This window comes from Geodermatophilus sp. SYSU D00703 (genome assembly GCF_054050155.1).
On the sequence record NZ_JBJGYU010000007.1, the window covers coordinates 127,851 to 141,686 of the forward strand.

The window sequence follows — 13,836 nt, forward strand, 5'->3', positions numbered from 1 at the left end:
GTGCTGGACTACCGGCTCGACGAGGAGACCGAGGCCCTGCGCAAGGTGGTGCGCCAGTTCGCGCAGGAGGTCGTCGCACCGCAGATCGGGGAGTTCTACGAGCGGGACGAGTTCCCGACGGCGATCGTCCGCCAGATGGGGGAGCTCGGCCTGTTCGGGCTGCCCTTCCCCGAGGAGTACGGCGGGTCGGGGGGCACCTACTTCGACCTGTGCGTGGCACTGGAGGAGCTGGCGCGGGTCGACTCGTCGGTGGCGATCACCCTCGAGGCCGGCGTCTCGCTCGGCGCGATGCCGATCTACCGGTTCGGCACCGAGGAGCAGAAGCAGCGGTGGCTGCCCCGGCTGTGTTCCGGGGAGGCGCTGGGCGCGTTCGGCCTGACCGAGCCCGGCGGCGGCTCGGACGCCGGCGCCACCCGCACCACCGCGCGGCTCGAGGACGGGCACTGGGTCGTCAACGGCTCGAAGGCGTTCATCACCAACTCCGGCACCGGGATGACCGACCTGGTGACCGTCACCGCGGTGACCGGCACCCGCCCGGACGGCGGCAAGGAGATCTCCGCGATCGCCCTCCCGACCGACACCCCGGGGTTCACCGTGGGCCAGCGGTACTCGAAGGTCGGCTGGAACGCCTCGGACACCCGCGAGCTGTCCTTCACCGACTGCCGCGTGCCCGAGGAGAACCTCGTCGGCGAGCGGGGCCGCGGCTACGCGCAGTTCCTCTCCATCCTCGACGAGGGGCGGATCGCCATCTCGGCGCTGGCCGTCGGCCTGGCCCAGGGGTGCGTCGACGAGTCGGTGAAGTACGCCGGGCAGCGGGAGGCGTTCGGGCAGCCGATCGGCCGCAACCAGGCGATCCAGTTCATGATCGCCGACATGGAGGTCCGGGCCTCCACCGCGCGGCTGGCCTACTACCGGGCGGCGGAGAAGATGCTGCGCGGCGAGCCGTTCAAGCGCGAGGCCGCCGTCGCCAAGCTGTACAGCTCCGAGGTGGCGATGGACAACGCCCGGTACGCCACCCAGGTCCACGGCGGCTACGGCTTCATGAACGAGTTCCCGGTGGGCCGCTTCTACCGCGACGCCAAGATCCTGGAGATCGGCGAGGGGACCAGCGAGGTGCAGCGGATGCTCATCGCCCGCGACCTCGGCGTCGGGTGAGCTGACCGGAGGCCGGGAGCCCAGGTCTCCTGCGCTCCCGCTCCTCGCAGCACGCGGAGACGGCCGGTGTCCGTCGGTCGGTGCGGGGAGCGCGGAGGAGCGGCCCCCGGATCAGGGCGAGCCAGCCACCTGTGAGCCGCCCGCGCTTGCGAGCGCCTCGTGCTCTGCAGACCGTGCATCGACGTCGCGGAACCACTCGACCGTCTGCAGGACACCCTGGCGCAGGGACGTCTCCGGACGCCAGCCGAGCACCTGTTGAGCGAGCCGGATGTCGGGTCTGCGACGTGAGGGGTCGTCGACCGGCAGGGGGCCGTGGACCAGTGAGGAGTCCGAGGCGGTCGCGTGCAGCACGGTGCGGGCGAGGTCCAGGACGGTCTGTTCGTCGGGGTTCCCGATGTTCACCGGGCCGCCCCTCCAGTCCGACTCGAGCAGCGCCAGGATCCCTCGGACCTCGTCGTCCACGAAGCAGAAGGACCGGGTCTGGCGGCCGTCCCCGTAGACGGTGAGGGGTTCCCCACGGAGCGCCTGGACGACGAAGTTGGACACGACGCGTCCGACGCCGGGACGGAGTCGAGGACCGTAGGTGTTGAAGAGCCGGACGATCTTGGCGTCGAGGCCGGTCGGGTGCCGGTACGCGGTGGTGAGGGATTCGGCGAACCGCTTGGCCTCGTCGTACACGGAGCGCGGTCCGACTGGGTTGACGTTGCCCCAGTAGCTCTCCGGCTGGGGGTGGACCAGTGGTCCCCGTAGACCTCACTGGTCGAGGCGAGCAGGTACCGGGCGCCCCGTGCCCGTGGAGAGGTCGTCGACGGCGACGACGTCTCAGCCTCGTCGCAGCAGGGCCTGGCACAAGTGGGAACCGAGGAACCCGGCCCCGCCGGTGACGAGTGCGCGCATGGCTATCTCCCGAGGGGGGACGGGGCTGGTCGGGGGTCGCTGCAGACCTCGCTCAGCACGGCGGCGGACTTCCCGTCGGGGAGGGGCTGGACCTCGATCGACCGCTCCACGCCCCCGCTCACCCGCACGAGGACGTCGCACGACGCCAGGGTGGAGGGGCGGTGGGAGATGAGGAAGGTCGTGCGCCCGGCCATGAGGCGCTCCATCGCCTCCATGACGCTGACCTCGGTCGCGATGTCGAGAGCGCTGGTGGGCTCGTCGAGCACGAGGATCGGGGCGTCCCGGAGGAAAGCGCGGGCGAGGGCGATGCGCTGGCGCTCACCGCCGGAGAGGGTCGCTCCGCGCTCTCCCACAACGGTGTCGTAACCGTCCGGGAGGCGGGCGATGAACTCGTGTGCGTTGGCGGCTCGGGCTGCGGCGACGATGTCGGCCGTGCTCGCGCCCGGCCTCGCGTAGGCGATGTTCTCCCAGATGCTGGTGGAGAAGAGCAAGGAGTCCTGCAGGACGATGGCGAACTGGCGGCGCAGATCGGCCAGGCGATAGTCGCGCAGGTCCACGTCGTCGAGCAGGATGCGGCCCTCGACCGGGTCGTAGAACCGGGCGAGCAGGCTGATCAGGGTGGTCTTGCCTGCGCCCGTGGCACCAGCCACTCCGACTCGGCAGCCGGCCGGAACCTCGAAGGAGACGTTCTGCAGGACCGGGCCGCCCCCCGGGTAGTGGAAGGAGACGCACTCGAAGGCCAGGTGGCCCTCCGCCCGTCCCAGGCGGCGAGCCTCCGGGCGCTCCACCACTTCTGGGTCCTCGTCGAGGAGGTCGAAGGCGCGTTCGGCGGCGGCGAAGGCCATCTGCAGGTTGCCGACGGTCGTGGCGATGGTCTTGAGGGGGGCGTACAGCGCAGCGATGTACGCCATGATCAGCACCAGGTCACCAGCCGTGATCCGGCCCTGCCGCACGTGGTCCGTGCCGATGAGCAAGGCAGCTGCCGACCCGGTCCCGAGGATGAGGCCGACCAGCATCGCGAAGCCCCGGTCGAGGACGGCGATCCGGACGTGGGCCCGGGCGCTCTCCCCGGACCGGGACACGAACCGCTCCTGCTCCCGGTCCTCCCCGCCGAACGCCTTCACCACACGCAGACCGCCCAGCACCTCGGAGACGACGGCGAGGGCGGAGCTCTCCAGGGCCATGGCATCGGCCCACATCGTCCGCAGCCTCCGGGCCGACGCTCGGGTGGCCAGGTAGAGCAGCGGCGAGACGACCAAGGAGACCGCGGCCAGTTGGGGATCGATGCGGGCGGTCACCACGAACATCCCCGCAAGGGTCAGGGCCGCGGTGACGACGGGGGCGATGCCGACGGTGGGGATGAACTTGACCGCTGTCGCGTCCTTCTCGATCCGACACAGGGAGTCCGCGGTGCCGACGGTGTCGTGGTAGGCCAGCGACAGGCGCTGGGCCCGATGGAACAGCTTCGTCCGCAGATCGAGGCGTAGCCGTTCACCGACCCACACGCCGAGCACCTCGCTGGCCAGGAACTGCAGCTCGACGAGGACGGCGATGACGATGACGATCCCCACCGCGATGGCGAGCGTGGAGCCCTGGCTCGGCGGCCCGTCTCCGGGAACCAGCCAGGAGAGGGAGTCCGACGGTTCGTCACCGATGACGTTGTCGAGGACGATCTTGAGAGGCAGAGGGGTCAGCAACGCGAGGGGGGCGGCGAGGACACTGAGTGCGAGCAGGCCGAGGAGCGGCAGGCGGCAGCGCGGGCTGTTCGCGACGAGACGCTTGTAGACGCGCCACCCAGGATGGCCCCCTGGACGTTTCTCCTCGTTCGGCGGCCAGGAGTCCGGAGTGCGGGGCCGGCGGGAAGCCGCACCGCGGAACTCGTGCCGCCGATGCAGGGTGCGATGGCGGGTCACGGGTCGCCGCTCCCCGCCGTGGTTATGGCGGCGACGCCGTAACCGTCGAAGGCGATCTTGCCGTCGGTGCGTCCACTCACCACCCGTGCGCCCGTGCCGCAGTCGATGCGGTGGACGAGGTCACACTCCACGAGCGATGGATCGAGGTCGGCGAGGTCGTAGACCCCGGAACGGTCGCAGAGGTGGACGAGCACCGCGCTCCTGCGGCCCGCCGCGTTCTCGGCGACGACGGCGTCGACGGGCACGCCCGAGCGCTTCCACCGCGGGAACGACACCCAGTCCCCGGTGCGCACGTGCTGGGCGCACAGGCGTTTGGCGAAGAAGGCCGGGGCCGGTGTGCCGTCGGGCCGCAACATCCCGTAGCCGCCCTTGTCCTCCGTGCCGGTCCAGTACATCTCGGCGTCGACGTCGCTGCGCATCAGCCGCAGGAGAGCGGCGACGTAGAAGGTCGCCCCGAAGACCGAGTGGTTGAAGCGCTCCCGGACGTCGTCGGTGTAGTGGGAGTGGGTGTTCAGCTCGCCGCAGATGTTGGCCACCGGGCGGTCCCCGATCAGCTCCCCGATGGCGCGGCTGCGTGACTCGTAGTCGGCGGCACGGGACATGAGCAAGGCCTTGTAGTGGCCCTCGTGCGAGGGAGCGCCGCTCTCGCCGTAGTCCCGCCAGTCGGCGTAGCAGTGCCAGTCGACGAACCCCACCATGGCCGGGTCGATCTCGTTCAGAGAGCGCCACACCCAGTCCATCCAGAAGGGCTGGAAGCCCTCCACCGCGGGGCCGCCGAGCCGCAGCGGCCGGTCGGCGCGCGGAGGCGGGAGCCATGGTGCGACGGCCTCGGCCACCGCCTCGTAGACCCGGCGGTACTGCTCGAAGCTCAGCCCGCCGCCCACCCAGTCGCTGTTGGGCTCGTTCCAGACGCACCAGTACCAGTCGGCCACCGCCTCGGGACCCCACTGCTCGACGCAGCCCCAGACGACGTCCCCGCACTGACCGGCGAACCAGCGCAGCGCCCGGGGATCGTCGAGAGGGCGGTGCAGCTTGGCGAAGGTGACCATCGGGGTGGCGCCCAGCTCCAGCACCGCCTGGACGTAGGCGGCGAAGGTGGGCCACCGCTCGACCGGATCGGGCGCGCCCTTGTCGAAGAGGAAGAGCCGCACCAGGCTGGTGTCGACCTCGCGGAGGCGCTCCCAGATCGTCTCGCGGTGCGGGCCGACGGCGAAGTCCGCGCACTGGTCCGCCTGGTTGACCCCGTATCTCATCTGAAGGCGCTTGCGCGGCAACGGGTCCAGTGGCACGTCAGCCCTCCACGATCGCGAGCAGTTCGGCGAGGCGGGTGTGGTACGAGTGGTCCTTGGCCAGCCGGTGGCGGATCTCCATGACGGCGTCCACGTAGTGCGCGGGACGCCTCAGGACGTCGCAGACCTTGTCCTCGGCGCCCTCGGCAGGCAGGGCCAGTTCGACCGCCGCAGGTCCGTAGACCTCCTCGACGAAGGTGGCGTCCTGGGCGAACAACGGGATGGTGCCCGCGGCGACGGTCTCGAAGGTCCGGCACGTGACCAGCCGCAGGTGGTCGAACAGCGGCCGGTAGACGACGGGGCTGAAGACGCCGCGCCCCATCTGGGGGACGACCTCGTCGAACGGGACGGGGGGCAGGACCTCCACCCCGAGGCGTTCCAGGTAGTCCGCGTCGAACTCGTACGCGTCGGGGTTGATCGAGTGATTCGCCCAGGGCGCCGGTGTGTTCCACCCGTGGCCGATGAGCGCGATCCGGCCGACCTCTTCCCGAATCGGCTCCAGCGCGGCGAGGACCCGGCGGACGGACTTCCAGCGGAACCAGTTGTTGCCGACGTAGCACATGCCGAACTCCTTGCCGGCGGGCTCGAGCGGCACCTCCCAGTCCGGGTGGTAGGCGTGGAACAAGAACGGGCGGACGTTCGGTCGCAGCGGGTTCAGCGTCGGCTGGCAGATCGTGTCCGACAGCGCGTCGCAGGTCTCGAGCCAGCGCCGGGAGCTCTCGGCATGGGGGTGGTTCTCGTCCCCGTCGACGCTGATGGCCTCGTTGTAGCGCCCGTCGCAGTCCAGGACGACTCGCCGCTCTCGCGGCACCGTCGCGATCAGCCGGGTGAGGTCCATGACGTCCCCGTGCTGCAGGCCCGTGGTCCACTCGAAGATGAAGACGACGGCGTCGGCTCGTTCCACCCGCCGGGTCCAGTCGTAGGCCGACCGTGCTGGCCGCGCTCCGAACAACACCACCTCGTGACCGAGGTCCCGGGCCGCCAGGGCGTAGTGGTACATGTCCTGCGCGCTGCCGCGGTCCTCGACGACGTGGTGCACGAACAGCAGACGCATCAGCCCTCCACCAGGGCGACGAGTTCCCGCAGCCGCGCGTCGTACGAGTGGTGCTCGCCCAGGTGTCCCCGGATCCTCGCCACCACGGCGGCGTAGTGCTCCGGCCGGTCGAGGACGTCGACGATCCGATCGGTGGCATCCGTCCCCAGCACCAGCTCGAGAGCAGGCTCGCCGTAGAGCTCCTTGACGTGCGCCTCGTCGAGGTCGAAGAGCGGGATGGTGCCGGCGGCAGGCGTCTCGAACAGCCGCGGGTGGACCAGGCGGAGGTGGTTGAAGGTCGGCCGGGCCAGGACCGGGTTCCACAGCGCCCGGCTCATCGTCGGGACGACCCGGTCCACTGGCACGGGCGGGGTGACTTCGACGTCGAGACCGGCGAGGAGCTCCGGGTCCGTTCGGTACGCCTCATCCCGCAGGGGCGACTCGATCCACCAGGGAGCGCCCAGCCAGTCATGGCCCGCGAGGCGGATCCGCCCGACGCGGTCGCGGATCGGTTCGACGGACCGCAGCACCCGCTGCATCGGCCCCCACCGGAACCAGTTGCTCCCCACGTAGGCCATCCCGTACTCGCGCGGCCCCGGTGGGAGGTCCTGTTCCAGCTCCGGTTCGTAGCCGTGGAAGAGATAGGTCGAGACACCTGGCCGCAGGGGCTGGAGCGTCGGTTGGTAGACGCGGTCCGAGATCCGGTCGTAGAGCTCGGTGCGGATCCGTGCGTCCTCGGCGCTGCGGTGGTTGTAGTCGCCGTCCACCGCGAGGGGGTCGTTGTACATGCCGTCGTTGTCGATGACGATCCGTCGATCGCGCGGGCAGCGGCGCATGGGGCCCGCGATGTCGAGCGGCTCGTCGTGGTGGAGGTAGATGTTCCACTCGAGGAGGAAGACAACGGTGTCCGCCGACTCCACGTCCAACGAGCACTCGGTCGGATAGCTCGGGTCCGGTGGGGCGTAGAGGACGATCTCGTGTCCGGCCCGGCGTGCGGCCGCGGCCAGTCGGTGGATGGTGTGCGCGCTGCCTGCGTCGTCGAGCTTCCAGTACACGAACATCAGTCGCATGGCCGTTCCCCTCGGGACTACGCCGGTACGGGTGCGCGCGGATCCCCGACCAGGATCCGGATCAGTTCGTCGACGCGTGCCCGGTAGGAGTGCCGCCGGGCCAGGTGAGAGCGGATCTGCGACACGACGGCCTGGTAGTGCTCGGGACGGGACACCAGATCGGCCACCAGGTCCTCGGGCGCGTGGTCGGGCAGGACGAGTGCCGTGGCCGCCTCTCCGAAGACCTCGCTCACGTAGGCTTCGTCGAGCCCGAAGAGCGGGATGGTCCCTGCGGCCGGGGTCTCGAAGGTCCGGCACGTCACGAACTGCAGGTGCGAGAAGAGCGGGCGGTAGATCACCGGGTTGAAGACCGCGCGACCCATCCAGCGGAGGACCTCGTCGGACCGCACCGGGGGGACGCACTCGACCTCGAGCCGATCGAGGTAGTCGAGGTCCGTTGCGTAGGCGTCTTCCATGGCCATGTCCGCCGCCCAGCTCGGCATCGCGTCCCAGCCGTGGCCCACCAGGGAGATGCGGCCGACGGACGAGCGGACGGGCTCCACGGCTCCGAGGACTCGCCGCATGGGGCCCCACCGGAACTTCGAATGTCCCACGTAGACCATCCCGTGGTCCTTGCCGGTGAAGTCGAACGGTCGTTCCCAGGCCGGGTCGTAGCCGTGGAAGAAGAACGTCGAGACACCTGGGCGCAGAGGATGGAGGGTGGGCTGGAAGATCCGGTCGGAGATGCGGTCACAGACCTCCACCCACTCCCGCGCATCCTGCGCATCGCGGTGGTTGCGGTCGCCGTCGACGGAGAGGGCACTGTTGTAGCCGCCGTCGCAGTCGATGACGATCCGCCGCTCTCGGGGGACCTGAGCGAGGATCCGGGTCAGGTGGAGGCCGTCGAGGGCTCCGATCTGAGTCGTCCACTCGAAGACGAAGACGACGAAGTCCGCCGAACCGACGTCGAGCGAGCAGGGGATGCCCGGGGATGAACCCGGGGGGCCGTACAGGAAGACCTCGTGGCCGAGGCTCGGAGCGGCGGTGACGTAGGCGCGGAGGTCCTGGGCGCTGCCACCGTCCTCGAGGAGCCAATAGGCGAAGAAGATGCGCACGGCCTAGGCCTCGACGATCTGCAGCAGCTGGTCCAGCCTCGCCCGGTGCGAGTGGTGGCGGGCCAAGTGGGACCGGACCTCGGCGAGGACCTCGCCGTAGTGGGCGGGTCGATCGACGATGTCGAGGATCTTCTCGTGCCCATCCCGGTCCGGCAGCACCAGGTCCAGGCCCGCCTCGCCGTAGATCTCCTCGACGTGTTCCTCGTCGAGGACGAGTAGCGGGATGGTGCCGGCGGCCGGTGTCTCGAAGATCCGTGGGGTCACCAGACGGAGCCAGCCGAACGTCGGCCGGGTCAGCACGGCGTTGCACAGGGCCCGGTCCATGCAGGCGACGACCTCCCGGAACGGGACGGGGGGGAGCACCTCGACCCCGAGCGCGGCCAGCTGCGCGGGGTCACTGCGGTACTGGTCGCTGCAGGAGAACTCGCCGGCCCAAGGCGGAGCAGAGCCCCAGCCGTGTCCCACGATGCCGATGCGTCCCAACCGGCCACGGACCGGTTCCACGGCGTCCAGGAGGCGGCGCATGGCCTCCCAGCGGAACTTCGAGTGCCCGACGTAGAAGAGGTCGAACGACTTCTCAGTCGGCTGGAACGGACGCTCCCACGCCGAGTCGTACGCGTAGAAGAGGAACGGGGTGACGTTGTCCCGCAGTGGGTGGAGGGTGGGCTGACAGATCTTGTCGGTGAGGGCGTCGCACACCGCGGTCCAGCTGCGGGCCTCCTCGGGTGCCGAGTGGTTGTAGTCCTCGCCGACCTGGAGGGGGTCGTTGTAGTTGCCGTCGCCGTCGATGACGACCCGTCGCCGTCGGGGCACGGAACCGACGAGCCGGACGAGGTCGAGCCGGTCCCCGTAGTAGAGCTCGGTCGTCCACTCGAAGAGGAAGACCACCGCGTCGGCCGAGGCCAGCTCCAGCGTGTAGTCGAGGGGGATGCGGTCGTACGGGATCCCGTAGACCTCGACGTCGTGACCGAGGGCGTGGGCCGCCCGGCTGTACCCCTGGATCACCAGCCCGCTGCCCTGGTCCTCGAACGGCCAGTAGACGAAGACGATCCTCATCCCGCTCCCTCCCAGCCACCCAGGAGGCCGACGAGTTGGAGGACGCGGTGCCGGTAGGCGTGGTGGTGCTCGAGGTGGTCACGGACCTCGTCGACGAGCTCGGAGTACTTCTGCGGCTGGGCCAGGGCGTCGAGCAGCTTGTCCCCGACGTCGTCGTGGAGGGTGAGGTCGGGGCCTGCCGCGCCGTACACGGCCGCGGCATGGTCGGGATCGAGGAGGACGAGCGGCACCGTGTCGGCGGCGAAGATCTCGAAGTACTTCGACGTGAGCAGCCGCAGACGGCGGAACAGCGGACGCTGGGTCATGACGTTGACCCGGGCGGTTCCCATCGCCGCGACGACGTCGGTGTACGGCACGGCCGGCTTGATCCGGATCTCCAGCCGGGCGAACCACTCCGGGTCGGTGTCGAAGGCATCCTGCAGGTCGGCGCTGCGGAACCAGCGCGGCGGGGCGTCCCACCACGAACCGATGAACCCGATGTCGCCGATCTGGTCCCGGATGGACTCGATGGCGGGCAGGAGGATCGAACTCACCTCTCGCCAGCGCCACCAGTTGTGGCCCACGTGGAGGACGTCGAAGGTCTTGTCGCTGGCGCGCCGGCGGGCCGACTCCGGGTCGTAGCCGTAGAAGGGGAAGGCCTCGGCATCCCCTGCTGAACCGGGGAGCCTCGGCTGGAGGATGCGGTCGGCCAGGGCCTCGAGACTGGCTGTCCACCGACCTCGCTCATCCTCGTCCCGGTGATTGTGGTCGTAGCCGTCGACACACGTCAGCGGGCCGAACATCCCGTCGGCGTCCAGGACGACCCGTCGGTGCCGCGGCACCTCCGCGAGGACTCGGGGAGCCCGCAGGCCGTCCAGCCACTCCAGTCCCGACTCGACCACCAGGACGACGTGGTCGAAGGACCGCAGGTCCGTCGAGCAGGTGACGTCCGGGAACGCCGGCTCCGGCCTGCCGAAGAGGGCGAAGGAGTGGCCCATCCGGTTGGCCGTCCGGATGTAGTTGGCCACCGCCTGGATGCTGCCGGCATCGGCACGTCGTTCCAGCATGAACAGGACCCTCATCGGCGACCGATCGCAGCGTCCGCGGTCCTGCCGCTGTCGATGATGGCGAGGAGTTCGGCGAAGCGCCGCTCGAAGGAGTGTTCGCGGGTGAGGTGCTCCCTGGTGGCCAGCACGGCGTCCCAGTAGGGCTCCGGACGGGAGAGGGCGTCCTCGACGAAACCGGCCACGTCCTCACCGGGGACGAGTTGACGGGCGGCGTCGCCGTAGAGCTCGCCCACCATGTCGTCGGGCAGCATGAGCATCGGGATCGTGTCCGCGCAGAACGTCTCGAACGCACGGTTGGTCACCAGGCCCAGGTGGTTGTACAGCGGTCGCTGGACGACGGGGCTGAATCGCGCCCGGCTGGTGAACTCCACGAACTCGTGGAACGGCACACCCCACGTCGTCTCGGCCCCGACCCGGTTGAGGAGGTCGGCGTCGACGTCCACCCCGGCCAGTCCGTGCTCCACCGCCCAGTCGGGTCGCTTGTCCCAGTCCCAGCCGCACAGCACGGCGGGCCCGACCCGTCCGCGCAGCGGTCCGACGGCCTCGAGCAGTGGAGCGAGCTGGGACCAGCGCTGCCAGTTGTTGCCGACGTAGGCGAGGCCGTACGGCTTGCCGCCGTCGCCGGACAGCCACACCTGGGCCGCCTCTGCCGCGGAGGAGTACGGGCGGAGCACCGCCGGCGAGTGGAAGCCATGGAACAGGAACGACCGCACGTCCCGACGTCGAGGATGCATGGTGGGCTGGAGGATCTGCTCCGAGACGGCCTCGTAGCCCTCCATCCACTCCCAGGACTGGTGACCGTCGAGCCGTTCGAGGTGGTTGAAGTCGTGCTCGACCCGGATCGTCTCGCCGTACCGCCCCGAGCAGTCCAGGAGGATCCGCCGCTCCCGCGGGATGCCGTCGAGCAGTCGCGCCAGATGGGGGAGGTCCGGGAAGTCGTTGGCCTCGTACACGACGAACAGGGCGACGTCGAAGCGCTCGACGTCGAGGGAACAGGGGATCTGGGGGAGGTCGGACAGGGGCTCGGCGAAGAGCGCCACCTCGTGGCCGAGCTCCCGGCCCACCTCCACGTAGCGGGTCACCGATCTCACCGGGCGCGCCCATGCGTGCAGCTTCGACACCAGCAGCAGGTTCAACCGAGACCTCCAGGTCAGGCCGTAGACGTGGTCCGAGCGGGCCCCCGCCCGGGTGACGACGAGGAGCCTCATCCCGGTGTGGCAGCGGCCGGGACGGCGGGGATCGCGGCCCTCGCCCACTCCACGGTGCGGACCAGGCCGTCCGCGAACGCAACGCGCGGCCGCCAGCCCAGGAGGCTCGCAGCGCGTGAGATGTCCGCTTCGACGTGACGCTGCTCGCCCGGACGCCCCGGGGCATGGGTGATCTGCGCGTCGTCCCCCGCTGGCCGCCCGGATGCGGCGAGCACCTGGTCGGCCAGGCCCTTGATAGAGAGCTGCCGGCCACTGCCGAGGTTGATCACCTGCCCGTGGCTGGCGCGCTCGTCCAGCGCGGCCACCCAGGCGTCGACGACGTCGTCGACGAAGACGAAGTCGCGCGACTGCTTCCCGTCCCCGTAGATCGTGAGTGGTTCGCCCCGCAGCACGTTGCCCAGGAAGATGCCGAGGACCCCCTGATACGGGTTGTCCAGCGCCTGCCGTGGCCCGTAGACGTTGTACATGCGGAACGACGTGACGCCGAAGTCGAAGTCGAGATCGGGGCGTTCAGCAGTGGTGTGGACGTAGCGCTCGGCGGCGTACTTGGTGATCCCGTAGTAGGAGATCGGGGTGCACGGGGTGTCTTCCGCGGTGGGCAGCGTCCCGTTGTGGCCGTAGACGGTCATCGAGCTGGCGTAGAGGAGCCGGGGCACCCGGTGGCGGATGCAGCAGCTCAGCACGTTCACCGTGCCCTCGACGTTCGTCCTCAGGTCGACGACGGGGTCGGCGAAGGACCGGATGAGTGACACCTGTCCGGCGATGTGCGCGACCGCATCCAGGCCGGTGGCGAACACCTCGTCGAGGTCGGTCACGCGGGAGACGTCCCCCAGCCGGTACTCGGCCCCGACGGGGACGTCCTCGCGGTGCCCCGTCGTCTCGGCGTCCAGCACGACGACGTCGTGACCGAGGCGGACGAGGCGTTCGGCGAGGTGCGAGCCGATGAACCCGGCACCGCCGGTGACGAGGACCCTCATGACGTCACCGTGGAGCCGGCCAGAGGGCGGGCGGTGGGCGACCGACCGGGTCCGTCCTCGGCCGTGACCCAGGCCCACAGCAGCTCCAGGCCCGTCCTGAGGTCGACCTCGGGGGACCAACCGAAGTCGGCTGCCGCCCGGGAGATGTCGCTGACGTAGCACTGCTGGTCCCCCGGGCGCCACGGCTGGAAGCCGACCTCGGGCTGCGTCCCCAGCAGCTCCGCGACCACCGGGCCGAACTCCGACCACACGGAGATGGTGTTGGCCGGTCCGCCACCGATGTTGTAGACGTTGCCGGCGGTGGTCTCGATGCGCTCGACCGCGAGGCGGAACGCCCTGACCAGGTCACCCACGTACAGGGCGTCGCGCACCTGCAGGCCGTCGCCGTAGATCGTGATCGGACGTCCCGACGAGGCGGCGATCATGAAGTGGGCGAGCCAACCCTGGTCCTCGTTGCCGAACTGGCGTGGTCCGTAGATGCAACTCATGCGAAAGACGACGGTGGGCAGGTCGTAGATCCGCGCGTAGTCGTGCACGTACTGGTCAGCGGCGCCCTTCGAGCAGCCGTAGGGGGAGTGGAAGTCCAGGCCGCGGCTCTCGGGCACGCCTGCTGACAGGTCCCGGTAGGCGTAGCGGGTGTCCTGCCGGACGATCTGCACGTCCGCCATCCCCCCGTACACCTTGTTCGTCGAGGTGAAGACCACGACTGGATGCCGGCCGCCTGCTCGGGCGGCCTCGAGGACGTTGAAGGTCCCCAGGGCATTGACCGCGAAGTCGGAGCGCGGGTCCTCCACCGACGTCGTGACCGCCACCTGGCCGGCGAGGTGGTAGATGGTGTCCGCCGCGGCGCAGGCCCGCGTGACGGATTCGGGATCCCGGACGTCGCCCCGGACGAACTTCAGCCTGCGGGGGTGCCTGGCGCCCAGCCACTCGAGGTTCGTCTCCGTGCCTGGCCGGGTCAGCGAGTCGAAGACGGTGACCGAGTGCCCGTCCGTGAGGAGGGCGTCCGCCAGGTTGGACCCCACGAACCCGGCTCCTCCGGTGATGAGGATGTCTCCCATGATGTGGATCCCTCCACGTCGAGGTGGACGTACGGCC

General features: G+C 70.0%; 13 protein-coding genes. 1 reads left to right on the forward strand and 12 read right to left on the reverse strand.

The window, feature by feature from the left end:
- Positions 1-1,155: an acyl-CoA dehydrogenase family protein gene (locus tag ACI782_RS10335; RefSeq protein ID WP_456908758.1), complete on the forward strand. Its 1,155-nt coding sequence runs from the start codon at positions 1-3 to the stop codon at positions 1,153-1,155.
- Between the two features lie 111 nt (positions 1,156-1,266).
- On the opposite strand, the gene ACI782_RS10340 is transcribed toward ACI782_RS10335, so the two are convergent.
- From ACI782_RS10340 to ACI782_RS10395, 12 genes are all read right to left on the reverse strand, one after another.
- The gene (locus ACI782_RS10340) at positions 1,267-1,893 is read right to left on the reverse strand and encodes an NAD-dependent epimerase/dehydratase family protein (RefSeq protein ID WP_456908818.1); all 627 of its coding nucleotides are present in this window, start codon (positions 1,891-1,893) and stop codon (positions 1,267-1,269) included.
- An 84-nt stretch (positions 1,894-1,977) separates the two neighbouring features.
- Entirely contained in the window at positions 1,978-2,052 is a 75-nt protein-coding gene (locus tag ACI782_RS10345; RefSeq protein WP_456908820.1) for an NAD-dependent epimerase/dehydratase family protein, read from the reverse strand.
- A 2-nt stretch (positions 2,053-2,054) separates the two neighbouring features.
- The gene (locus ACI782_RS10350) at positions 2,055-3,965 is read right to left on the reverse strand and encodes an ABC transporter ATP-binding protein (protein WP_456908761.1); all 1,911 of its coding nucleotides are present in this window, start codon (positions 3,963-3,965) and stop codon (positions 2,055-2,057) included.
- Complete coding sequence (locus ACI782_RS10355) at positions 3,962-5,254, reverse strand: GH39 family glycosyl hydrolase (protein ID WP_456908763.1); 1,293 nt, start codon at positions 5,252-5,254, stop codon at positions 3,962-3,964. The genes ACI782_RS10350 and ACI782_RS10355 overlap by 4 nt, the downstream gene beginning before the upstream one ends.
- 1 nt (position 5,255) lies before the next feature.
- A complete protein-coding gene (locus ACI782_RS10360; RefSeq protein WP_456908765.1) occupies positions 5,256-6,308 on the reverse strand; it encodes a glycosyltransferase family protein in 1,053 nt (350 codons plus the stop codon).
- Positions 6,308-7,357 (reverse strand): glycosyltransferase, encoded by a 1,050-nt coding sequence (locus ACI782_RS10365; protein ID WP_456908767.1) that lies wholly within the window; start codon positions 7,355-7,357, stop codon positions 6,308-6,310. Before ACI782_RS10365 ends, ACI782_RS10360 begins: the two co-directional genes overlap by 1 nt.
- Positions 7,358-7,374: 17 nt before the next feature.
- Positions 7,375-8,451, reverse strand: coding sequence for a glycosyltransferase family protein (locus ACI782_RS10370; RefSeq protein WP_456908769.1), 1,077 nt, complete (start codon positions 8,449-8,451; stop codon positions 7,375-7,377).
- A 3-nt stretch (positions 8,452-8,454) separates the two neighbouring features.
- Positions 8,455-9,507 (reverse strand): glycosyltransferase family protein, encoded by a 1,053-nt coding sequence (locus tag ACI782_RS10375; RefSeq protein ID WP_456908771.1) that lies wholly within the window; start codon positions 9,505-9,507, stop codon positions 8,455-8,457.
- Positions 9,504-10,568 carry a glycosyltransferase family protein gene (locus tag ACI782_RS10380; RefSeq protein ID WP_456908773.1) on the reverse strand — a complete coding sequence of 355 codons (1,065 nt, stop codon included), beginning with the start codon at positions 10,566-10,568 and terminating at the stop codon, positions 9,504-9,506. Before ACI782_RS10380 ends, ACI782_RS10375 begins: the two co-directional genes overlap by 4 nt.
- Positions 10,565-11,761, reverse strand: a complete 1,197-nt coding sequence (locus ACI782_RS10385) for a hypothetical protein (protein ID WP_456908775.1) — start codon at positions 11,759-11,761, stop codon at positions 10,565-10,567. Before ACI782_RS10385 ends, ACI782_RS10380 begins: the two co-directional genes overlap by 4 nt.
- Positions 11,758-12,738 carry an NAD-dependent epimerase/dehydratase family protein gene (locus ACI782_RS10390; RefSeq protein ID WP_456908777.1) on the reverse strand — a complete coding sequence of 327 codons (981 nt, stop codon included), beginning with the start codon at positions 12,736-12,738 and terminating at the stop codon, positions 11,758-11,760. Before ACI782_RS10390 ends, ACI782_RS10385 begins: the two co-directional genes overlap by 4 nt.
- The gene (locus ACI782_RS10395; protein WP_456908779.1) at positions 12,735-13,799 is read right to left on the reverse strand and encodes an NAD-dependent epimerase/dehydratase family protein; all 1,065 of its coding nucleotides are present in this window, start codon (positions 13,797-13,799) and stop codon (positions 12,735-12,737) included. Before ACI782_RS10395 ends, ACI782_RS10390 begins: the two co-directional genes overlap by 4 nt.
- Positions 13,800-13,836: the final 37 nt, after the last annotated feature.